Source organism: Halorhabdus utahensis DSM 12940, assembly GCF_000023945.1.
GTDB classification, from domain to species: domain Archaea; phylum Halobacteriota; class Halobacteria; order Halobacteriales; family Haloarculaceae; genus Halorhabdus; species Halorhabdus utahensis.
Genome location: NC_013158.1, coordinates 788,263 through 809,252 on the forward strand (window position 1 = coordinate 788,263; position 20,990 = coordinate 809,252).

A 20,990-nucleotide genomic window follows, 5' to 3' on the forward strand; every position below is an offset into this window, starting at 1 on the left:
ACCCTTCTCGACGACGCTACCCGGAGCTAACCGGATAGTTCGCGAAGAAGACAGGGTGTAGTGGACTCGCGGGGATTTGAACCCCGGGCCTCTTCCTTGCGAAGGAAGCGATCTGCCACTGATCTACGAGCCCGCAACGGGATATCCGTGATACGGATAGTTGAATCCGACGATTCGACCTGCGCGTGAGGGCGCACGGAAATCGTCGAAGATCGACCGAGAGTCGTAGGTTCGGGATCCGAACCCGCCGATCGCTCAGTCTTCGAGGACGATCTCGATCGAGACGTCGTTCGGCACCTGAATGCGCATCAGCTGTCGAAGGGCGCGCTCGTCGGCGTCGATGTCGATGAGGCGCTTGTGGACGCGCATCTCCCAGTGCTCCCACGTGGCGGTCCCCTCGCCGTCGGGGGACTTGCGCGCGGGCACTTCGAGTGTCTTCGTCGGGAGCGGCACCGGACCGGACAGTTCGACGCCGGTCTTGTTCGCGATCTCCTGGACATCGTCGCAGATGTCGTCCAGGTCCGCGGGGCTGGTTCCGGCGAGACGGACGCGTGCCTGCTGCATTATTCGCGCTCGTCGACGCTCAGCACTTTGCCGGCCGCGATGGTCTGACCCATGTCACGGATGGCGAAGCTGCCGAGCTCCGGAATCTCGCCCGACGGTTCGATGCTGAGGGGCTTTTGCGGTCGGATGGTGACGACAGCCGCATCACCCGACTGGATAAAGTCGGGGTTCTCCTCGGCGACCTCGCCGGAGGAGGGGTCGATCTTCTGGTCGATGGACTCGACGGTACAGGCGACCTGTGCGGTGTGGGCGTGGAAGACCGGGGTGTAGCCCGCGGTGATCACGCTCGGGTGCTGCATGACGACGATCTGCGCCTGGAAGGTCTCGGCGACCGACGGCGGATCGTCTGCGGGACCACAGACGTCACCACGGCGGATGTCGTCCTTGCCGACGCCGCGGACGTTGAATCCGACGTTGTCGCCGGGGCCGGCGCGGTCGACTTCCTCGTGGTGCATCTCGACGGTCTTGACCTCGCCGCCGACGTCACTGGGCTGGAAGGTGACATCGTCGCCGGGGAACATCTCGCCGGTCTCGATTCGACCGACCGGGACGGTCCCGATACCGGAGATGGTGTAGACGTCCTGGATCGGGAGTCGGAGCGGCGCGTCCGTCGGCGGCTCCGGCTCCGGCAGGTTGTTCAGCGACTCGAGGACGGTCGGTCCGTCGTACCACGGCATGTTGTCGCTGAGTTCGTTGATGTTGTCGCCCTCGAACGCCGAGGAGGGGATGAAACTCGCGTCGTCGGTGTTGAACTGGACCTGCTTGAGGAGTTCCGTGACCTCCTGGACGGTCTCCTTATAGCGGGATTCCTCGTAGTCGACGAGGTCCATTTTGTTGACGGCGACGATGAGCTCGTCAATGCCCAGGGTGCGGGCCAGGAAGACGTGCTCCTGGGTCTGGGGCTGGACGCCGTCGTCGGCGGCGACCACGAGTACGGCGTTGTCGGCCTGCGAGGCGCCCGTGATCATGTTCTTCACGAAGTCACGGTGGCCCGGACAGTCGACGATGGTGAAGTTGTACTCCTCCGTGTCGAACTCCTGGTGGGCGATGTCGATGGTGACACCACGCTCTCGCTCCTCGGCGAGGTTGTCCATCACATAGGCGAACTCGAAGCCGCCCTTGCCCTTCTCTTCGGCTTCCTCTCGGTGCTGCTCGATGACGTGCTCCGGAACGCTGCCGGTCTCGAACAGAAGTCGACCGACGAGAGTGGACTTCCCGTGGTCGACGTGTCCGATGATGGCGAGGTTCTGGTGTGCTGTATCCTCACTCATTGTAATCTCACGCGCAGAGGCGCTGTATCGGAATCGTTCGGCTGTTGGTGTTAAAACCATTTCGATAGCGAGCGTAGACCACTCCGTCGCCGTCTTGCGATTTGGGAACCGCTGTCACGGCACACTGGCGACGGGCGTCGATACGATTCGCTGCGGGCGATTCGCCAGGGGTCGATACGTGTTTCGTGATGTAACCGACGGTTGTGCCATCGAGCGTGTGCCGATCGGCCGTGAAAGGACGGTCCGGGGAGGGTGAGCCAAGACAACCAAGAAAACCAAGAAAACCAGGCCCGAGGCTCAGGGTTCGGGAAGCCGATTGACGTCCGCGAGAATCGCGGTCGCGGTCTCGGGGCCGCCCGCGCCGCGGCCGGAGAGGTTGAGCCGACCGGCGTTGTCGGTCTCCAGCTGGACGATGTTGGTCGTCCCGCTGACGGCGAGCTCGCTGTGCTCCGGAACGAGTCGCGGGCTCACCCGGATCTCGTCGCCCGTCACCTCACCGATGAGCCTGATCGTCCGGCCGTCCTCGCGGGCGAGTTCGAGCGCGCTGCCCGGGATGTCCTTGATGCCCTCGACTGACGCGTCCTCGAGGGAGAACTCCCGGTCGCCCTGTGCAAGGACGTTCGCCAGGATGACGCACTTCAGCGCGGCGTCGGTCCCCTCGACGTCGAAGGCCGGATCGGCCTCGGCGACGCCTAAGTCCTGGGCCTCCGCGAGGACGTGCTCGTAGCCGAGTCCTTCGGCAGCCATCCGCGTGAGGATGAAGTTCGCCGTCCCGTTGAAGACGCCCCGGACGGCGGTCATCGTGCCCGGCCCGTAGTCCTCGATCGTCGAGAGCACGGGGATCGCACCCGCGACGGTGGCCTCGAAGCGGACCTCGCCCTCGCTTTCGGCTTCGAGCGCACGGACGTCGGCATAGCGTTCGGCCATCGGTCCCTTGTTTGCGAGCACGACGTGTCGATCGCGCTCCAAAGCAGCCTCGACGTGGCTGAATCCCGGTTCGGCGTCGCCCAGCGTCACGGGCGTCACCTCCACCAGGGCGTCGTACTCGGCGGCCAAGACATCGTCGGGATCGGCGTCACCGAGATGGGCCATCCCCTCGGAGCGCTGGCGTTCGAGCGCGCCAGCGGTGTCGATGCCGTCGGGGTCGATCGCCGCAGCGTCGACGTTGGCCATGGCAGTGACGCGATGCCCGTACTCGCTGGCGAGGTCGGCGACGGAACTCCCGACCGTCCCCGTCCCCATGATCGCGAGGTCCATCAGGCCTCACCTCCGGGGGCAAGCGGCTCGACGACACGGAGGTCCTTCTGGTCGGCCACCGAGCGGACCGCATCGAGGGTGTCATCGACGGCCCCCTGTTCGGTCCGGAGTCGGAGCCGGGCGCTCGATACCTCCTCGGCCCCTTCCGGCGCAGCCAGCGAAATATCAGTCACGGCCCCGTTCTCCGCCCGGAGTTGTGAAAGGGTATCCGAGAGATCAGTATCGACGAGATGGCCGACGAGGACGACCGTGAGTTCCTCGCTGTAGCGCTCCTTGCCGGCCTGGATGACGTTGACGCCGGCGTCCCGGAGTGCCTCGACGATGGCGTCGAAGCGCTCGGCCGACGCCTCCAGGTCGACCTCGACGGGGATGTGCCCGCGCGGGGTCATGTTCCCGCGTTCGTGGTAGATGCTCAGGAGGTTCCCGCCGTTCTCGGCGATCGGTTCGAGAGTTCTGAGTAGTTCGCCGGGTTCGTCGACGAGTTCGAGCCGAACTGTGTACGCCCGGACTTCGTCCTGCGGATCGCTCATCGCACGTTCACCTCGGCTATCGAAGACGCGAGTCTGGGCGCGTACATCGTATTCCATCCACAGGGAGGGAGGTATAAGAATCTGCTTGAACGGAAGCCAGTCACTCGAAAGAGTCCCCTCCCGAAGAGCGGACTCCGGTGGGGGTATCGTCAGCCCTTAATGGATTGTGCCCCTAGTACGGGAAGATGGAGTCAGTGCGTGCCGACGCAGTCGGGACCGAACACGCCGGCGAGATTCTCGCCGTCCGTGGCTGCCAACTCGACGCCGTCGATCCGGCCACGTTACTCGCTGGGGATGTCGAGAAGCGGCCGTGGACGGCCTGGGCCGGCCCCGAGGAGACGATCGCGACAACGGGCACCGTGGCGACGATCACGGCAACGAGCGGGGATCGGTTCGAGCGGGTCCGTCGCCAGGCAGCCAGCCTCTTCGCCGACCGGGACGTTTCCGAGATCCTCCCGGCGTTCGCTCGCCCGCGACTGTTCGGCGGATTTTCGTTCCACAGCGGGGGCACAGACCGCCACGCTGACGCTGACTGGACCGGGTTTCCGGACGCGTACTTTCACCTCCCGACGGTCTCGGTGATCGAACGCGACGGCGAGACCTGGTTGACGACCGCTGCCGTCGGCCCGGACGCGGCGACCACCGCCGAGGCGGCCCGCAACCGGTGGGAATCTCGACTGACGGACGCTCACCCGACAGCATCACGGCCGCCGGGGATCGCTGCCCGCTCACAGATCCCCGAGCGCGAGGCGTGGGCCGAGCAAGTCGGGGCTGCCGTCGAACGCATCGATCGGGGCGACCTCCGGAAGGTCGTCCTGGCCGGCGCACAGACCGTCGAACTGGCCGGCCCGCTGTCGGTTCCGGCCGCGCTCGATCGACTCGGGGAAACCTACCCCGACTGCTATCGCTTCGGGTTCGCGCCGGCGGCGGCCGGATCGGGGACGTTCTTCGGGGCGACCCCCGAACGGCTACTCAGACGGGACGGTCGCCGGGTACAGACGACGGCGCTGGCTGGCTCGATCGGTCGCGGAGAGACGCGGGCCGAAGACGAGTGGCTCGCCGAGGAGCTCACTGCGAGTCCCAAAGACGGCCACGAGCACGCGCTCGTCGTCGAGGCCATCAGGGCGCAACTCGACGACTTCGCCGACCACGTCGAGACCGGCGAGCGAACTGTCAGGCAACTCGCGACCGTCCAGCACCTCCAGACGCCGATCGAGGCGACCCTTGATGAGGAGGTCCACGTCCTCTCGCTGGTCGAAGCGTTGCATCCAACGCCGGCCGTCGGCGGACTGCCGCCGGACGACGCGCTGGCGGCGATTCAAGAGTCGGAGGCCTTCGACCGCGGGTGGTATGCTGCCCCGATCGGGTGGTTCGACGCGGCCGGTGACGGCGAGTTCGCCGTCGGGATCCGGTCGGCGCTGGCCCACGATCGCGAAGCGACGCTGTTTGCCGGGGCCGGCATCGTCGCCGATAGCGATCCGGACGCCGAGTGGGACGAGATACAGCTCAAGTACCGCCCAATCCTGGACGCACTACGATGACGGCCCCCAACCGGAACACGCTGTGGGCGACCGTCCTCGTCGAGGAACTCGCCGCCGCCGGTGTCGAGTACGCCTGTCTCGCACCGGGGAGCCGGTCGACGCCGCTGACCAGTGCCTTCGCGGCCCACGAAGATGTCGATGCGGTCTCGCTGCTCGACGAACGCTCGGCCGCGTTTTTCGCACTCGGTCGGGGTCGACAGACCGGCAAGCCGACCGCCGTCGTCACGACATCCGGGACGGCGACGGCAAATCTCCACCCCGCGGTGATGGAGGCCGACGAGGGGCGGGTACCACTGGTCGTCCTCACGGCCGATCGACCGCCCGAACTCCAGGACAGCGGGGCGAACCAGACGGCCGATCAGACGAAGCTGTACGGGTCGGCCGTCCGCCGCTACCGGACGCTGCCCGAACCGGCACCGCGGCCACGGGCGCTGCGCTCGCTTCGCGTGACCGCAGCCCGGGCAGTCGCCGACGCGACGGGGACGCCGCCCGGCCCGGTTCATCTCAACGTCCCCTTCCGAAAGCCGCTCGAACCGGTCCACGTCGAGGGTGACGTCCCCGACGACCTCGCCGAGCGCGCGCCCCTGGCGGTCGACGGACGCGACGGACCGTTCGTCGAGGTCTCTCAAGGGACGCCAGCACTCGCGGACAATGATCTCGACGACGTCGTCGACGCCATCGAGGGAAGCGACCGGGGACTCATCGTCGCTGGCCCGGCGAGTCAGCCGACGCCAGCCAGGGACGCCCTGGCGGCACTCGCCCGCGCAACCGACTTTCCCGTGCTGGCCGATCCGCTCTCGGGCCACCGGTTCGGCCACGGCGAGGACGTACCGATCTGTGGCGGCTACGATTCGTATCTCGATGCCTGCGGGGAGTGGGGGTGGCCGGAGCCCGACACCGTCGTCCGATTCGGTGCCTCGCCCACCTCGAAGATCCTGAGACACTACCTCCGGGATAGCGAGGCGCGCCAGTTCGTCGTCGATTCAGCCGGCGAGTGGCCGGAAGCGGAGTTTACCGCGAGTGACCTACTGGTGGCCGATCCGACCCGGCTGGCCGGGCGGCTGTCCGACCGGATCGCGACTGGAGGCAACAGCGGGTGGCGCGAGCGGTTCGAGCGCGCCGAGAGCGAATACTGGTCGCTGCTCGACCGGCGGACCGCGGATGGTTCCTTCGAAGGGGCGGTGCTTTCGACGGTGGCGGCGACGGTTCCGGATACCACCACACTGGTGGTCGGCAATAGCATGCCCGTCCGGGATCTCGATCGGTTCGGACAGCCGCGGCCGGCGGCCGTTCGTGTCCTGGGTAATCGCGGCGTGAGCGGGATCGACGGCGTCACCAGCACGGCACTGGGTGCCGGAAGTGCCGCCGAGGGCCCGCTGGTGGCCGTCCTCGGCGATCTGTCGTTCTATCACGACATGAACGGCTTGCTCGCGCTGGCGCGCGCCGACGTGGCGGCGACGATCGTCCTGCTCAACAACGACGGCGGTGGGATCTTCCACATGCTGCCCATCGAGGACTTCAACCCGCCGTTCAGTGAGTTCTTCAAGACGCCACACGGCCTGGATTTTTCGCCAGTCGAGGACCTTTACGACGCCGAGTTCGTCCGTGCCGACTCGCTTGCGGCGTTCGACTCGCTCTTCGGGGAGTCGCTTTCGGCCCCCGGCACGCAGATCATCGAAGTCACCCTCGACGCCGAGGAAAGTCATCGGATCCGAGACGCGATCCACGAGGACGTGCGAGCCGAACTGCAGTGAACAGCCGCGGCGTTCCGCCGACAGCTCGACTACCGAACCAGGCGAAACACCACGATCGAAAGCCCGAGCGGGAGCCAGGTCGCCGTGATTGCGAGGACGCCCGGGAGTGTGATCACACCGAGCGCGCCAGTCAGAATAGCACCCGCTGTGACGACCCCCCAGAACCCGAACACGAGGATGCCGACCTCGGGGAGGGAGATCAGATAGCCGACGAGCACCAGGGTACACAGCAACACGACGAAATTGATGACGACCGGAAACGGCGGGTAGATGCTGAACAGCAAAAACGGCGGGTAACAGATGAACGACGCGAGCAGCAAGACGACCGACTGACCGGGTGGGAACAGCCGACTCCACCGGACCGCGTTCGGGTCTGACGGGTGGGCGGCCACATCCCCCGAACCACTCGACCACGCGCGCTCTGTGCCAGCCTGATTGGGTGGTTCAGTCCAGGGATTCTCACCCGTTCCATTGCGGGCCTGTCCATCCCGGCCGACGGACGACGGGTCGCTCGTGGATTGACTCCGGCTGGCTCTGGAGGACTGGGTTGCAGTCCTTCCCGTGGTCGAACTGCTGGTAGAGGCCGTCGCTGTACCAGTGAGATCGCCGGCGACGTACGCCTCGTGACCTAACCGGTCGTAGCGGGCCCGCTCGGCTTCGTCAGTCAGCACGTCCCTGGCGTCGATGACTTCCTGGACCGTATCGGTCGCGTTCGGATCGTCAGTGACGTCGGGATGTGTCTCCTTGAGCCGGTCGCGATAGGCGGCCTCGATCTCGGCAGTCGACGCCGACTCGTCGACGCCCAGGATCTCGTAGTACGTTCGGGCCATCCGACGGGAACCTGCCCGATGTAACTCAGGCCGACATATAAACATCCGTCGGTCACCACCGGCCTGGACACCCGCCCCAGAGCGACGCTGACACCATCAAACAGGATCGCAGTACGTGCGTCGCGGCCCCCTCAAGTGTCAGCCGTCGAGTCCATCGCCGTCTCCGCGTCGTACTTCTCACGGAACTCGCCGATGAGTTGGCCCATCTTGGCGTACCAGTCGTTGAGCGTCCGTTGCATCTGATCCGCGATCTGGTCGGGATCCGTCGGGTGGTAGACGTGATAGTACCCACCTTGATCGTAGTTGACCTGTTCTTTCTGGATGAACCCCGACTGGAGCAGGCGCTGGACCGCCCGGTAGGCAGTCGACCGCTCCCGATCGACGGCATCCGCGATCTCGTCGATCGTCATCGGATCAGTCCGCGCGGTCAAGGTCATGAACACGTCCCTGTCGAGTTCCTTGAGTCCATGGATGCATTCCAGCAACCCCTCACACTCCATGTCCTGTTTGAGGTACTCACTGATCGAGTCTGACATTCGTAGCCCGATGTAGGCGAAGTGTGTTCAAAAGTGTTGTGAGTGGTGTACATCACTCTAGAACTGTCCTGGCCGCTCCTCGTGAGTCCGTCACCCGACGACCAGACGGTGGAGACCGCAGATAACCCAGCAGTCGGCCGAGAATGTCCCATAATCTGACCGTTCACCACGAGGATAGTTCGCCACGGTATTGTATGATCCATTCACAATACTTAAGCCCCGGGACGGCCTAGGACGGGTTGCTATGACCGGCGGTGACGACATCGAAGCGATCAAACAACGCAGGAAAGAGCAACTCATGCAACAGGACCAATCAGAGCAGACGAGCGCCCCGAACGAGCCGATTCACGTCGAAAGTACCGAGCAGTTCAACGAGGTCGTCGGGACCCACGACGTCGTCCTGGCTGACTTCTACGCGGACTGGTGTGGTCCGTGCAAGATGCTGGAGCCGATCGTCGAGGAACTCGCCGCCGACACGGACGCGGCGGTCGCCAAAGTCGACGTCGACGCCCACCAGCAACTCGCCAGCCAGTACCAGGTTCGCGGCGTCCCGACGGTGATCGTCTTCGCCGGTGGCGAGGTCGCCGAACAGGTCGTCGGCGTCCGCGATCAGAGCCACTATCGGAGCCTGCTCGAACGACACGGCTCGGACTGAGCGGACCACTTCGACTGAGACGCCCACCGCGGTGACCGGTTCGACGGCAACAAGTCTTATTTCCGTGGGTGTGCCATACATACCCATCGATGGAGGAAGCGTACGTCAGACTCGTCTGTCCCGAGTGCCGCAAAGAGTGGGAATCGACGCCGCGCGATCTTCCGGCCCCCGAGAAACTGTTCGCGTGCCCTGACTGTGACGAACAGCGCCGACTCTCGGAGTTCATGCGGACCGACCGCGACCTCGAAACGCTCCAGGAGTTACACTGACCTGCCACGGTCGCCGTCGAGCTCTGTGAAAACCGGTCCGGCTACCCGCTGGTGGCCGACCGCGCGCCGCAGGCCTCACACCGGAGCAATATCGCGCCTTGCTCACGGATGAGCCGCGTGTCCGGGAGGCCACACTCCGAACAGATGACGAACTCCTCGGTGTAGGCGTCGATAGCCTCGCGGATCCGGCGCTCACCGAACTCACCCGTCAGTCGGGCGCGACCGCTCTCGTCGATGTGGCCGCTGGTGCCAAGTTCGTCCTGGAGGAACTTCATGACGTGCTCCTCCTCGCGGTCGAGGCGACGCACCGTCGCCTGGAAGTTCTCGTAGACCGTCATGTTCCCTTCCTGGCGGACGTCCGGATCGGGCACGTCGAACCGGTCGGACCCTGACTCGATGTCCGGCGTGTCCTCGATCGCCCGATCGAGCATGTCATCGTAGTCCATGCCTGTAGGTCGTCATCGGCTGAATAAAAATCTTTCAAACCGAGCCGAAACGACGCCCGACGCCCAGTCTGGGCCGCTCTCCGTCGATGATCACCAGTGTATACCCGTACTGAGGCCGGGAACCATCACCTAAATTTGCTATGTTTGTGTCGGTAGACGAACCCCCACGGCTCGACAGAACTATCGAAATCAACCGTTAGGAACGCCCTCTCCCCCGGAGAAGTGTGGTAACAGTACTCAGGATACTACTATAACCCTCCAGTCGTTACCAACGAGTGACTATGAAAAAGCAGGAGCTCATCCATCTTCATGGCCTGCTTGCACAGGTACGCGATCACTACGAACAAACACTCGACACCGAAGTCGAGCACCAGCGATACACGGAGCTCGGTGTGAAGCCGACGTCCATCCACAAGTCCAAGACGGACCACAAGGCTGCCGTGTTCGCACTCGCCGAGGGCATCACCGGGGAACTCGAATCCACGACGGACACCGAGCGCGTCTCCGCGGCTGCTGACTGATCCTGCTGGGAAGCGACCCGACAGTTTTCGGCATCTCACGGTCGACAGCGGCTGCTTCAGTTGCAGTACGTCGCGCTCGCTTTTGCCGTGATCGGCGAAGCACCGTTGTTGAAGCAATCGAGTTGTCTGCGTACTCGGCAAGGAGCCAAGATCGGGCGTCAGTCCATGAAGGGGTGCGTTACTCGTCGATCAGTTCCTCGAACTCCGGCAGGACGTCGTCGTCCCTGTCGTCGTCATCCGCATCAGTTTCGGACCTCTCGGCGCGCTCGGAGGCAGCCGTCGATTCCGCCTCAGTCGAGTCGATCATTTCACTTCCGTCACTGTCATCCTCGGTAGTCTTGTCGTCCTCGTCTTCCATCTCCTCGATCTCGACGATCTCGAGCGGGATGTTTTCGAGTCGCTGGCCGATCTCCTTGCGAGCGATCCGGGCGGCGTGTTCGTCTCGTTCGACGTTGAACACCGTCATCTCGAGTTCGAGGGCGACGAGACTCTCGTCAGCAGCGATGAACGCCGGATCGAGTTCCTCGCCGCAGTGGGGACAGTGACGCCCGCTCATGTTGATCTCGACGTAGTTGAGATCCGGATTGAGCATCTCCCCTGTCTTCGAGATGGCGATGCGAACGGCCTCGTCTGCGGTTTCGACGTCGTAAACGGGGACTGCCGCTTCGACGACAACTCGACAGTTCATGTAAACGAGTTTGCCCGCCTGTGATAAGAAGGTTAGCCCGGTCGAACGCGAAACCGACAAGGCACGCTCACCCCGAGACCAGGCATGCACCGCGGAACCCTGTCGCTTCCGTCGGTCGGCCCGTTCGATCTCCAGTCGACGGTCGAGAGCGGCCAGAGCTTCCGCTGGGTCCGGGAGGACGGCCGAACCTACGAGGACGACGAGGCGTACGGCGGCGACGCGTGGTATGCAACAGTCGTCGGCGGGGACGAGGGTGCTGACGCTCCCACCACAGGGGTCGTCCGCGTCCGGCAGATCGACGACCGGTTGGAGTGGGAGGCGAGTTTCGACGCCGAGGAAACGCTACGACGCCGTCTCCGGCTGGACGATGATCTGCCCGCGATCCGGGCGGCGACGCCCGACGATCCGCTGCTTGACGCAGCCTTTGATCGGTACTGGGGGCTGCGGCTTGTCCGCGATCCTCCCTTCGCGACGCTGATCGCGTTCATCTGCTCGGCCCAGATGCGGATCGGCCGGATTCACGAGATGCAGCGCGCGCTGGAGGAGCGCTTCGGCGAGTCCGTCACCTTCGACGGGGTGGAGTACCATGCCTTTCCGACGCCCGCCCGACTCGCCGAGGCCACTGAAGCGGACCTTCGGGACCTTGGCCTCGGTTATCGCGCGCCCTACGTTCAGCGGACGGCCGAGATGGTCGCGGAGGGGACGGCCCACCCCCAGGAGGCGACGGACCTGGCATACGAAGACGCCCGGGAGTATCTCACCCAGTTCGTCGGCGTCGGCGAGAAGGTGGCCGATTGCGTCCTGTTGTTCTCGCTGGGATTCGTCGAGGCGGTCCCGCTTGACACCTGGATCCGGTCGACGATCGAGGAGTACTACCCCGAGTGTGACCGCGGGTCCTACGCCGAGACCTCACGAGCGATTCGGGAGCGCTTCGGCGGGCAGTACGCCGGCTACGCCCAGACGTACGTCTTTCATCATCTCCGTAACGGCGGCGGGTCGGCTGAGTGAGGACGACAGATGACACCCGGGAGTAGCATTTTTGCCTCGGCGTCCGAACTGCAGCACATGAGTGATCAAGTTCGCGCACACGTCCACGTCTCCGGCAACGTACAGGGCGTTTTCTTCCGGGCGACGACCCGCGACACAGCCGAGGAGCACGGCGTCGACGGCTGGGTGAAGAACCTGCCCGACGGCCGTGTCGAGGCAGTCTTCGAGGGGAGCGAGTCGGCAGTCGACGCGATGGTCGAGTTCTGTCACGAGGGCAGTCCGGCGGCCCGGGTGGACGAAGTCGAGGTGACGCACGAGGAGCCCCAGGGACTGGACGGCTTCGAGATCAGACGGTGACAGTCGAATGGCGGCCCGGCGGCCGATCAAATCTCGGCGATCGAATCGTACTCCTCCCAGCACGCACAGTCGAGGTCGTCCATGGAGGTGACCTCGTCCGGCAGATCCGAGACAGGCATCCAGCCGCTCTCTTGCTTCTCGCAGTCGTCGTCGTGGATGGAGAAGTCGTCATCTGACATCAGCGGCATGCACGGAATAGTTGCTCATCGACGCCGAAAAGCATCCGGATCCACCTTCAATCGCTGATAATGCTGAACTGTTAACCGCCGAGCGTTCGAACCCCCGGCCATGACCTTCGGGAGCGAACTCACCGGCCGGGAGATCGCCATCGTCGACGCAAATGCCGCCGCGCTGGGTGTAACCCGGAAACAACTCATGGAATCGGCCGGCAACGCCGCCGCTGGAGTGATCCGCGATGTCGCCGACGCCGACGATCGGATCGAGATCGTGGCCGGCCGTGGCAACAACGGCGGGGACGCGCTCGTCGCGGCACGGTTCCTCGGCGCGTACGACTGTCGCGTCACGCTTCTGGGCGATCCCGACGACATCGGGACCGACATTGCCCGCGAGAACTGGGACGCTCTCGAGCGCTCGACCGTGGAAACCCGGACGATCGGCGACTCGACGGCGTTCGATCTCTCGGACCCGGACGTGATCGTCGACGCGATGCTTGGAACGGGGATCTCGGGTGCGCTCCGGGAGCCAGTGGCGACCGCCGCCGGAGCGATCAACGAGGCGGACGCGACAGTCGTGAGTCTCGACGTCCCCTCCGGACTCGACGCGTCGACTGCGGCCCTCGCCGACGGTGCCGTCCGCCCCGACCGCGTCGTCACCTTTCACAAGCCCAAGCCGGGCCTCAGTGAGCTCGGCGTCCCGGTCGACGTGGCCGACATCGGCGTTCCACCCGGCGCGGAGTACTTCGTCGAGCGCGGCGATCTCCTTCGGCTCTCGCGGCCCGCGGACAGTCACAAGGGCGACTTCGGCGAGGTGCTGGTGATCGGCGGCGGACCCTACACCGGCGCGCCGGCACTCGCGGCCCAGTCGGCGCTTCGATCGGGCGCGGACCTCGTCCGGGTCGCCGTCCCGGCCGCCATCGCCGACGAAGTGCAGGGCTACAGCGAGGACCTGATCGTCCGGCCCTTCGACGGCACCCAGCTCACTGAACCCGCCGTCGACCCGCTACTCGACCTGGCGGCCGATCACGACAGCGTGGTCCTCGGTCCCGGACTGGGTGCCGGCGAGGCGACGCTTTCGGCCGTCGAGGCGTTCCTCGCGGACTTTGAAGGAACCGCAGTCGTCGACGCCGACGCCCTTCGGGTCGTGCCGGACGTTGAGACCGAGGCTACCCTGATCTGTACGCCCCACCGGGGCGAGTTCGAGCGCATGGGCGGCCAGGACGCGGCCGACTGGGAGACGCGGGCCGAGAACGTGGCGGAGTTGGCAGCCGAACTCGGGATGACGCTGCTCGTGAAGGGGCCGGCGGATATCATCTCGGACGGCAAATCGACGCGAGTCAGTCGGACCGGCAACCCCGGCATGACCGTTGGCGGGACCGGCGACGTGCTCGCGGGCGTCACGGGTGCGCTCGCGGCGACGCTGGACCCGCACCCGGCGGCCTCGCTGGGGGCGTACGTCACCGGCCGGGCAGGCGATCTCGTCGTCGAGGAGCGGGGATACGGGCTCGTCGCGAGTGACCTGCTGGATCGCGTCCCGACGGCGATGTGGGACGAACAGCCCTGAACCCGTCGACAGCCGGTCGATAGAATCAACATCTGGCTGGCCTGAAACCGACCCATGCCGACGATCAGCGAAACCTACCTTGAGAACCGCTGGCGCGTCCAGCCCAACCACGCAAACAACTACGGGACCGTCCACGGCGGCAACGTGATGAAGTGGATGGACGAACTCGGCGCGATGTCGGCGATGCGCGCCGCGAACGAGCCCTGCGTCACGGCCTCCATCGACCAGATGAACTTCAACCGGCCGGTCCCGACCGGCGAGACCGTGATCATCGAATCCTACGCCTACGAGACGGGTCGAACCAGCGTCAAGGTGGCACTCGACGCCGCCCGCGAGAACCCCCGGACGGGTGAGCGAGAGCCGACGACGAAGTCACGGTTCGTCTTCGTCGCCATCGACGAGGACGGCAAGCCAGTCGAGGTCCCCGATCTCTCGGTCGGCAGCGACCGCTGCCGGCGACTCCGCGAGCGGGCACTCGAACGCGAGCGCGATGACAGCTGAGCGGAAAACCAAACTCAGGACGCCGACTCCGCGGGGACGAGATCGCTAGCCTTCGCCCGTGACTGTTCGACGACAGCGGGCCGACCCTCGAACTCGACGACGACTTCCTCGCCGTAGTCGACATCCTCGACGTGGGCGTGGTCGTGGATCCAGGAGACGACGCTCATCGCGTCGTCGGTCATCGGGAGGACGAGGCGTTCGTGTTCGAGTTCCGGCAACGACTCGTCGATCCGCTCGCGGAGCGCGTCGACGTTCTCCCCGGTCCTGGCACTGACAGCGACGGGATTCGGCGCGAGCGCCGAGAGGGCCTCGCGCTTGCGGTCGAGTTCCGCCGCCTCGACGGTGTCGATCTTGTTGAGGACGGTCAGGATCGGGGCCTCGTTGCGCTCGTAGAGCGTGTCGTGGGCCGTGACCAGCTTCTCGCGGATCGACTCGACGGACTCGCCCACGTCGACCACCAGCAGGACGAGGTCGGCCTGATAGACCGAGCCCAGCGTGGACTTGAAGGATTCGACCAGCCAGTGGGGCAGATCGGAAATGAACCCGACCGTGTCGGTCACGAGCACGTCCCGGCGATCGAAGTCGGCCCGGCGGGTCGTGGTTCCCAGCGTCGTGAACAGCCGATCCTCCGACTCGGCCGTCTCGTCGAGATCCGGATGGACGTCCTCGTTCTCGTCGACGTCCAGATCTTCCGCCAGCCGGCGAAGCAGCGTCGACTTCCCGGCGTTCGTGTAGCCCGCAAGCGCCACGAGATCGAAGCCCGACTCCCGGCGCTGTTCGCGACGGTGCTCGTCGGTCCGTTCGATCTTCTCGAGTTCGTCGCGGATCCGTGAGATCCGGTTTTTGATGTCCTGCTCGCGGCTCTCGTCGTACTCCCCCAGCCCCATGAACCCCGGGTGCTCCTCGCGCCGGGCGAGGCTGGCCTTGGCCTCCGCCCGCGGGAGTTCGTACCGGAGTTCCGCGAGTTCGACCTGCAACTGGGCCTTCCGGGTCTGGGCGCGCTGGCCGAAGATTTCGAGGATTAGCCGAAACCGATCCAGGAGTTGGACGCCCTCGGGGAACTCGGTGCCGAGGTTGTACGTTTGGTAGGGCCCGAGTTGGTTGTCGAAGATGACGACTGTTGCGTCGCGAGCCCGGAGCTCTTCGGCGATCTCGGCGGCCTTGCCCTCCCCCACATGGTAGGCGGGGTCCTCGGTCCGCGTCTGGGTGAGCGTCGCCAGGACGTCGTAGCCCGCGGCGTCGGCGAGTCGCTTGATTTCGGTCGTGTCGGCGGATCCCTCGTCGACCCGCTTGACGACGATCGCGCCGTCGGTAGGTCGGTCTGTTCCGGTCACTCACTCCGTGCTACGGCCTACCGATATTTAAGTTTGCGTCGATTTTCGGTGGGTGGCTCAAAGTCCCTCGCCGGTGTCGTCGGGAACGGCCGTGAACCCAAGCGTTCGGAAGTGATCGGGATCGAACGTGAACACGTGCTCGATATCTCGGTCGTCGGCCAGGACGCCGCTCATGTGGTCCGTGAATGAGATCTCGTGATCGTCGTAGCGTGCGAACTCCTCGCAGGCCCGGTCGAAGTCCGCCCGGCCCGGCTGGATGACGGTCGTCGGTGACTCGCGAACGCGCTCGAGCGCGGCGGTCGCAGCGTCGTGGTCCCGATGGCTCAGGATGAGTGTCGCCAGTTCGTCGAGGACGTAGGTCGACGTATACAGCGGCCGATACGCAACCTCCCCGGTGCCGATCGCTTCGAACACCGCGGTGGCACGATCGTGCCGTTGTGCTGTCCCTACGAACCGGGCGTAAAACGCACCGGTGTCGATAAAAAGCGGTATCGCGCCGGGATCAACAGTCCGCGACACGTCTCAGCCCTCGCTGTAGAGAACGTCGTCGATCTCGGTCTCGTCGACCGGGTCGTCCGGCGAAAGCAATGGCTCGCCGCTGAACAGCGGATCGTCCACCGGGAAATCGTGCGCTGATACATTGTCGTCCGAGATCCACCACACACGGCTCCGCCCACCAACCTTTTTGCTCGTGATGTGGCCACGCTCCGCCAGTTCGTGGAGCCGGTCGAGCACTGTCCGCCGCGAGCAGTTGAGATCGTCCGAAATCTCCGGGGCGGTAAGCGGCTCGCTATCGTCAGCACGATCGCGGAAGACTTCGAGTACGTCCTCGGCGACGACTTCCGGATTCGGGCCTGGTTTCCCCATATCCAACCCTACGCACGTAGGAATGAAAAATCTTTCTCGGACGGATTGGCCAAAGAATAGCTGACATAGCAGCCTACAGTCAGACATTATCAACACACAGGTAGGTATAGTTAGCTTGCAATACATTCTATGAACACAACCCCCACACGACCGGCGTTTCTTTGTGCGTGCCGAACGAACGTGGCCGGCAGACGATGACTGTACACGATCACACGGGGGCAGAGCAATGACCCAAAATCTGCAGGCACTCCTCCTCGGCGGCACGGCGTTCCCGTTCCACGATATCGAGGAACTCGGCCCGCACATCGAGGCCGCGCTGGCGGCCGAAGGCATCGACGCGGAGACGACGACCGACCGCGAGGAACTCGCAGCGCTGCCCGACAGCGAGTACGACGTCTGCATCGACTACACGACCGACAGCGAGATGACCGACGCCCAGCTGTCGGGGCTGCTCGAATTCGTCGAGAGCGGCGGCGGGTACGCGGGCGTCCACGGCGCGGCGGCCCTGACGACCACCGTGCCCGAAGACCCCGACGACGTCGTCGGGGAGCGCGAGGAGCCAAACCCCGAACTCGAGGCACTCATCGGCGGGCGATTCATCCAGCATCCCGAGCCGCAAGCCTTCGACGTCCGGATCGTCGACTCCCACCACCCGATCACGATCAACCGTTCGGACTTCCAGGCCTACGACGAACCCTACGAGGTCGTCACCGACGACGTGCGCGTCCTCGCGCGGATGGACCACCCCGATCTGGGCGACATGCCGGTCGCCTGGGTGCAATCCTACGGCGACGGTCGGTCCTTCTATACTGCGCTCGGGCACTTCCGGTCTGCGTTTGAAGGGGACTCACGGGCGCTACTCGGAGCCGGCGTGCGGTGGGCCGGCGGCCGGGCGTAAATCAATCAGTTCAGTACTCGAAGACGGTCACGCCGTCCTCAGTCCCCATGTGAACGGCGTCAGCGTAGCCGGGGAAGATCCCGTGTTCGACCACGCTGGGGATCGTCGCGATCTCCGTCGCGAGGGTCTCTGGATCGTCGATCGCGCCGAAGTCGGCATCGAAGAGAAGATTCCCGTTGTCGGTGACGACCGGGCCGCTCTTGCGCTTGGCCCACCGGAGTTCGGGCTCGCCGCCCAGCTCGCGGATCGCGTTGGCGACCGTCGTCCGGGCGTCGGGGAGGACCTCGACCGGGACCACAGTGTCCAGCACGTCGGTCTCCTTGGTCGGATCGGCGACGATCTGGAGGCTGTCGGTCGCGCTCGCGACGATCTTCTCGCGGGCGTGGGCCGCGCCGCCGCCCTTGATCAGGTCGGAGCCGGCGAACTGGTCAGCGCCGTCGATCGTGACGTCGATGTGGCCGTCCGTCTCGTCGAGCGTCGTGAGGTCGATCCCCTTCTCGATGGCGATCTCGCGAGCCTGAAAGGAGGTCGTCACGCCGACGATGTCCAGCCCCTCCTCGACCCGATCGCCGAGGATGCGGATGGCGTGCTCGGCCGTGGAGCCGCTGCCGAGGCCGACGACGTCGCCGTCGCTGACGGCTTCAACCGCACTCTCGCTTGCCCGTCGCTTCGCCGCGTCACGAGTTTGTTCGTCCATGTGAGATTGGTCGCCGTGGGGGAGGAAATACCCTGCCCTTCGGCGGCGGTAGACACCGTTATAGGACTGGCTTGGAAACCGGGGACCATGGCGCGCATCGCACCGTCGATCCTCGCAGCGGACTTCGCCGATCTCTACGGGGACGTCCGGCAGGTCGAGTCGGCCGAGATCCTCCATCTCGACGTCATGGACGGCCACTTCGTGCCGAACATCTCCTTTGGCCCGCCGGTGATCAGTTCGCTCCGGGAGCGGACCGACCTCTACTTCGATACGCACCTGATGATCGAACACCCGAGCGAGTACGTCGAGGCGTTTCAGAACGCCGGCGCGGATCGGCTTACCGTGCACGTCGAAAGCGAGGACGATCCGGGAGCGGTCATCGAATCGATCCACGACCACGGCATGGACGCCGGGATCGCACTGAATCCCGACACCGATGTGGGGAGAGTCGAGCCGTACCTCGACGACGTCGAAGTCGTCCTCGTCATGAGCGTCCAGCCAGGCTTTGGCGGGCAGTCGTTCATGCCGAAGACGCTCGATCGGATCGAGCGACTCGACGCGATGGGGGCCGCCGAAATCGAGGTCGACGGCGGCGTGAACAGTGAGACAGGACCGAAGTGTGTCGAGGCAGGGGCGGAGACGCTCGTCATCGGTTCGTCGCTGTTCGGCCAGTCGGACGTGGCACGGGCGCTCGCGGATCTGAGAGAAAGCGTCGGCATCGAGGCCAAGTCGCAGTAGCAGGAACGGTCAGGAAAACAGCGATGGCTTACAGCACGTCGGCAATGGGCGGCGCGGCGCTGACGCGGCTGATCGAGCGGTCGATCGTGTCGGTCGCGTACAGCGACTTGACGCCGGCCCGGGCGAGTTTGCTCAGGGCGTTGTCGACGAGCAGCGGGTGGACACACGAGACGTAGACGTGGTTCGTGTCCTGCTTGCTGATGAGCCGGACGGCCTCGCTCATCGTCCCGCCGGTCGCGATCATGTCGTCGACGAGGACGACGTCGCGGTCGGTGAAGTCCTTGTCGTCGGCGCTCATCTCGACTTCCGTCGCGGAGTGGCGGATCTTCTCGAAGTTGTCGACGTGTCCCTCGCCGTATGTCTCCTGGACGGACTCGGCGAGCCAGACCGCGTCCTCGTCGGGGCCGAGGAAGACGGGATCGGAGAGATCGTCGGGCAGGGGCTCGGCAAGTTGAGGGGCCGCGTCGATCGGCTCGGCCGGAACGTCGAAGTAATCCAGCACCGAGACGTTGTGTGGATTGACCGAGTAAACGCGATCCGTGCTCGGGCTGAGGGCCTTTGCGATCGCCCGGACGGAGACCGCCTCGCCGGGGTTGAACAGCTTGTCCTGGCGGGAATAGCCCATGTAGCCGATAACCGTGACGATCTCGTCGGGATCGCGCTGGACGGCCCGCTCCTGGAGTTCCAGCAGTTCGAGGTGGGCCTGACTCGACGTCGTCGAGCCGACGATGACGACCCGCTCGTCGTCGCCGACGGTGACGTCCTCGGCCGCCTCGACGCTCCCGTCGAAAGCCAGTTCGACCAGTGGCTCCCCAAGGATGTTCGAGACTTCCATCGCGATGGGCTGGGCAGTCGACGTCCCCGTGATCATGTATCCCTTCCTTCGTCAGAGGTGAATAAGACACTTCGGTCTTTGCCCGCCGAAGCGAAGACTGCCGAAACGGCGAAGGCTCCGACCGTCCAGCGCCTAGCCGTCACTCGCCGTAGGTGTGGAAGTCCACGGCCTGTTCGAGCAACTGATCCGGGATGCCGGGGACCTCTTCGTCACGAACCGGACCCTGTGCGTCCAGCACGTCGGGATCACGGGGGAAGTCACGCAGTGAGAAGTGAATATCGATGCCGGCTTTCGCGCCGGCCCCGAGTGCGATCGGGAGTTGATTGTGACCCGGCGTCAGATCCCCGACTGCGTAGACGTTGTCGGCGCTTGTCCGGCCGTGATCGTCGACCTCGACAGTCCCGTCGTCGTTGATCGCACACCCGAGTTCCCGCGCGAGACCGTTGTTGTATTCGGCACCGTACATGGCGAAGCCGCCCTTGTATTCCCGGATCTCGCCGTCAGCAAACTCCAGCGTTTTCAACCAGCCGTCCTCGCCGTTCTGGACCCCGGCGATGTCTTCGTGGATCACATCGATCGGATGCCCTTCGATCGTCTCGGCGGTCCCCTCACTCCACTCGGGATCATCGCCGCGGGTCAACAGATCCACTTCGTCGGTGAAGTTGAGCATTATCCCCGCGACGTGGACAGCACTCTCGCCGTGACCCATGACGTAGACCGGTTCGTCGACGAACATGTGGGCGTCACAGTGCAGACAGTAGTGCAGCCCCCGCCCGGTCCGAGGCAGCGGCGGCTCCGGCCGGACGTCATTGAACCCAGTCGCGAGAACGACCGCCGTGGCACTGTACTCGTTGGAGTTACCCACCAGCCGAATGTCGTCTCCCTCGCGTGAACAGGAGGCAACCCGGTCGCGATAGAAGTCACAGCCGTAGCCTTCGAGTTGCTCCCGGCCCGTCTGAAGCAACTCCATCCCGCTGTCGTCTTCGGGGACGCCGATCAGATTGTGGACGTCCTGGATCATCGCCGCTCGGCCGCCACCAACATCGACGATCGCCGTCCGATGGCCGAGTCGCGTGGCATAGAGCGCCGCCGACTGGCCCGCCGGCCCGCCGCCGACGACGACCACGTCGTACTCGCTCGGTTCGTTCGATTCGGTCATGACTCCACCGACGGA

General features: G+C 65.1%; 26 protein-coding genes and 1 tRNA gene. 11 read left to right on the forward strand and 16 right to left on the reverse strand.

The features are described from left to right. Positions 1-61: 61 nt before the first annotated feature. From HUTA_RS03965 to HUTA_RS03985, 5 genes are all read right to left on the reverse strand, one after another. Positions 62-133 (reverse strand) — tRNA-Ala (locus HUTA_RS03965). Positions 134-255: 122 nt separating this feature from the next. Next, positions 256-567 carry a 30S ribosomal protein S10 gene (rpsJ, locus tag HUTA_RS03970; RefSeq protein ID WP_198408540.1) on the reverse strand — a complete coding sequence of 104 codons (312 nt, stop codon included), beginning with the start codon at positions 565-567 and terminating at the stop codon, positions 256-258. After that, a complete protein-coding gene (gene tuf / locus HUTA_RS03975; protein ID WP_015788574.1) occupies positions 564-1,835 on the reverse strand; it encodes a translation elongation factor EF-1 subunit alpha in 1,272 nt (423 codons plus the stop codon). Before tuf ends, rpsJ begins: the two co-directional genes overlap by 4 nt. 297 nt (positions 1,836-2,132) lie before the next feature. Then, the gene (locus HUTA_RS03980; RefSeq protein WP_015788575.1) at positions 2,133-3,092 is read right to left on the reverse strand and encodes a homoserine dehydrogenase; all 960 of its coding nucleotides are present in this window, start codon (positions 3,090-3,092) and stop codon (positions 2,133-2,135) included. After that, on the reverse strand, positions 3,092-3,622 hold the full coding sequence (locus HUTA_RS03985; RefSeq protein ID WP_015788576.1) for an amino acid-binding protein: 531 nt from the start codon (positions 3,620-3,622) through the stop codon (positions 3,092-3,094). Before HUTA_RS03985 ends, HUTA_RS03980 begins: the two co-directional genes overlap by 1 nt. 185 nt (positions 3,623-3,807) lie before the next feature. Here HUTA_RS03985 and HUTA_RS03990 point away from each other — a divergent pair, with 185 nt between their 5' ends. Together HUTA_RS03990 and menD are read left to right on the forward strand one after the other, a co-directional pair. Continuing rightward, a complete protein-coding gene (locus HUTA_RS03990) occupies positions 3,808-5,163 on the forward strand; it encodes an isochorismate synthase (RefSeq protein ID WP_015788577.1) in 1,356 nt (451 codons plus the stop codon). Beyond that, complete coding sequence (menD, locus tag HUTA_RS03995; protein WP_015788578.1) at positions 5,160-6,917, forward strand: 2-succinyl-5-enolpyruvyl-6-hydroxy-3-cyclohexene-1-carboxylic-acid synthase; 1,758 nt, start codon at positions 5,160-5,162, stop codon at positions 6,915-6,917. Before HUTA_RS03990 ends, menD begins: the two co-directional genes overlap by 4 nt. A gap of 29 nt (positions 6,918-6,946) precedes the next feature. Here the strand turns inward: menD and HUTA_RS04000 are convergent, their stop codons facing one another. After that, positions 6,947-7,747, reverse strand: coding sequence for a J domain-containing protein (locus tag HUTA_RS04000; RefSeq protein ID WP_015788579.1), 801 nt, complete (start codon positions 7,745-7,747; stop codon positions 6,947-6,949). A gap of 131 nt (positions 7,748-7,878) precedes the next feature. Then, positions 7,879-8,283, reverse strand: a complete 405-nt coding sequence (locus tag HUTA_RS04005) for a helix-turn-helix domain-containing protein (RefSeq protein ID WP_015788580.1) — start codon at positions 8,281-8,283, stop codon at positions 7,879-7,881. A gap of 244 nt (positions 8,284-8,527) precedes the next feature. Here HUTA_RS04005 and trxA point away from each other — a divergent pair, with 244 nt between their 5' ends. Continuing rightward, complete coding sequence (gene trxA / locus HUTA_RS04010; protein ID WP_015788581.1) at positions 8,528-8,938, forward strand: thioredoxin; 411 nt, start codon at positions 8,528-8,530, stop codon at positions 8,936-8,938. 89 nt (positions 8,939-9,027) lie between these two features. Next, entirely contained in the window at positions 9,028-9,207 is a 180-nt protein-coding gene (locus HUTA_RS04015; RefSeq protein WP_015788582.1) for a DUF7836 family putative zinc-binding protein, read from the forward strand. 41 nt (positions 9,208-9,248) lie between these two features. Here HUTA_RS04015 and HUTA_RS04020 read toward each other — a convergent pair whose 3' ends face one another. After that, a complete protein-coding gene (locus HUTA_RS04020) occupies positions 9,249-9,653 on the reverse strand; it encodes a translation initiation factor IF-2 subunit beta (RefSeq protein WP_049941180.1) in 405 nt (134 codons plus the stop codon). A gap of 281 nt (positions 9,654-9,934) precedes the next feature. Between HUTA_RS04020 and HUTA_RS04025 the strand changes: the two genes are divergently transcribed. Next, a complete protein-coding gene (locus tag HUTA_RS04025) occupies positions 9,935-10,174 on the forward strand; it encodes a UPF0058 family protein (RefSeq protein WP_015788584.1) in 240 nt (79 codons plus the stop codon). A gap of 178 nt (positions 10,175-10,352) precedes the next feature. On the opposite strand, the gene HUTA_RS04030 is transcribed toward HUTA_RS04025, so the two are convergent. Next, entirely contained in the window at positions 10,353-10,862 is a 510-nt protein-coding gene (locus HUTA_RS04030; protein WP_015788585.1) for a DUF555 domain-containing protein, read from the reverse strand. Positions 10,863-10,946: 84 nt separating this feature from the next. On the opposite strand from HUTA_RS04030, the gene HUTA_RS04035 reads away from it, so the two are divergent. Together HUTA_RS04035 and HUTA_RS04040 are read left to right on the forward strand one after the other, a co-directional pair. After that, a complete protein-coding gene (locus tag HUTA_RS04035) occupies positions 10,947-11,870 on the forward strand; it encodes a DNA-3-methyladenine glycosylase family protein (protein WP_015788586.1) in 924 nt (307 codons plus the stop codon). Positions 11,871-11,927: 57 nt separating this feature from the next. Next, positions 11,928-12,206 carry an acylphosphatase gene (locus HUTA_RS04040; RefSeq protein WP_049941181.1) on the forward strand — a complete coding sequence of 93 codons (279 nt, stop codon included), beginning with the start codon at positions 11,928-11,930 and terminating at the stop codon, positions 12,204-12,206. A gap of 26 nt (positions 12,207-12,232) precedes the next feature. Here the strand turns inward: HUTA_RS04040 and HUTA_RS15510 are convergent, their stop codons facing one another. Next, positions 12,233-12,385 (reverse strand): hypothetical protein, encoded by a 153-nt coding sequence (locus HUTA_RS15510; RefSeq protein ID WP_020936015.1) that lies wholly within the window; start codon positions 12,383-12,385, stop codon positions 12,233-12,235. A 109-nt stretch (positions 12,386-12,494) separates the two neighbouring features. On the opposite strand from HUTA_RS15510, the gene HUTA_RS04045 reads away from it, so the two are divergent. Continuing rightward, positions 12,495-13,946 carry a bifunctional ADP-dependent NAD(P)H-hydrate dehydratase/NAD(P)H-hydrate epimerase gene (locus HUTA_RS04045; RefSeq protein WP_015788588.1) on the forward strand — a complete coding sequence of 484 codons (1,452 nt, stop codon included), beginning with the start codon at positions 12,495-12,497 and terminating at the stop codon, positions 13,944-13,946. 54 nt (positions 13,947-14,000) lie between these two features. Beyond that, entirely contained in the window at positions 14,001-14,447 is a 447-nt protein-coding gene (locus HUTA_RS04050) for an acyl-CoA thioesterase (protein ID WP_015788589.1), read from the forward strand. Between the two features lie 14 nt (positions 14,448-14,461). On the opposite strand, the gene hflX is transcribed toward HUTA_RS04050, so the two are convergent. Genes hflX through HUTA_RS04065 form a run of 3 tightly spaced genes read right to left on the reverse strand, consistent with a single transcriptional unit; the run spans position 14,462 to position 16,648 of the window. Further along, entirely contained in the window at positions 14,462-15,781 is a 1,320-nt protein-coding gene (gene hflX / locus HUTA_RS04055; RefSeq protein ID WP_015788590.1) for a GTPase HflX, read from the reverse strand. A 57-nt stretch (positions 15,782-15,838) separates the two neighbouring features. Next, a complete protein-coding gene (locus HUTA_RS04060; protein ID WP_015788591.1) occupies positions 15,839-16,300 on the reverse strand; it encodes a type II toxin-antitoxin system VapC family toxin in 462 nt (153 codons plus the stop codon). A gap of 3 nt (positions 16,301-16,303) precedes the next feature. Beyond that, the gene (locus HUTA_RS04065) at positions 16,304-16,648 is read right to left on the reverse strand and encodes a helix-turn-helix domain-containing protein (RefSeq protein ID WP_015788592.1); all 345 of its coding nucleotides are present in this window, start codon (positions 16,646-16,648) and stop codon (positions 16,304-16,306) included. Between the two features lie 226 nt (positions 16,649-16,874). Between HUTA_RS04065 and HUTA_RS04070 the strand changes: the two genes are divergently transcribed. After that, a complete protein-coding gene (locus HUTA_RS04070) occupies positions 16,875-17,546 on the forward strand; it encodes a ThuA domain-containing protein (protein WP_015788593.1) in 672 nt (223 codons plus the stop codon). 10 nt (positions 17,547-17,556) lie between these two features. On the opposite strand, the gene rpiA is transcribed toward HUTA_RS04070, so the two are convergent. Beyond that, complete coding sequence (gene rpiA / locus HUTA_RS04075) at positions 17,557-18,243, reverse strand: ribose-5-phosphate isomerase RpiA (protein ID WP_015788594.1); 687 nt, start codon at positions 18,241-18,243, stop codon at positions 17,557-17,559. An 87-nt stretch (positions 18,244-18,330) separates the two neighbouring features. Between rpiA and rpe the strand changes: the two genes are divergently transcribed. Continuing rightward, positions 18,331-18,981 carry a ribulose-phosphate 3-epimerase gene (rpe, locus tag HUTA_RS04080; protein ID WP_015788595.1) on the forward strand — a complete coding sequence of 217 codons (651 nt, stop codon included), beginning with the start codon at positions 18,331-18,333 and terminating at the stop codon, positions 18,979-18,981. Between the two features lie 28 nt (positions 18,982-19,009). Here the strand turns inward: rpe and prs are convergent, their stop codons facing one another. Both prs and HUTA_RS04090 read right to left on the reverse strand, forming a co-directional pair. Then, positions 19,010-19,852 carry a ribose-phosphate diphosphokinase gene (prs, locus tag HUTA_RS04085; RefSeq protein ID WP_015788596.1) on the reverse strand — a complete coding sequence of 281 codons (843 nt, stop codon included), beginning with the start codon at positions 19,850-19,852 and terminating at the stop codon, positions 19,010-19,012. 103 nt (positions 19,853-19,955) lie between these two features. Further along, entirely contained in the window at positions 19,956-20,975 is a 1,020-nt protein-coding gene (locus HUTA_RS04090) for an NAD(P)/FAD-dependent oxidoreductase (protein WP_015788597.1), read from the reverse strand. Positions 20,976-20,990 lie beyond the last annotated feature (15 nt).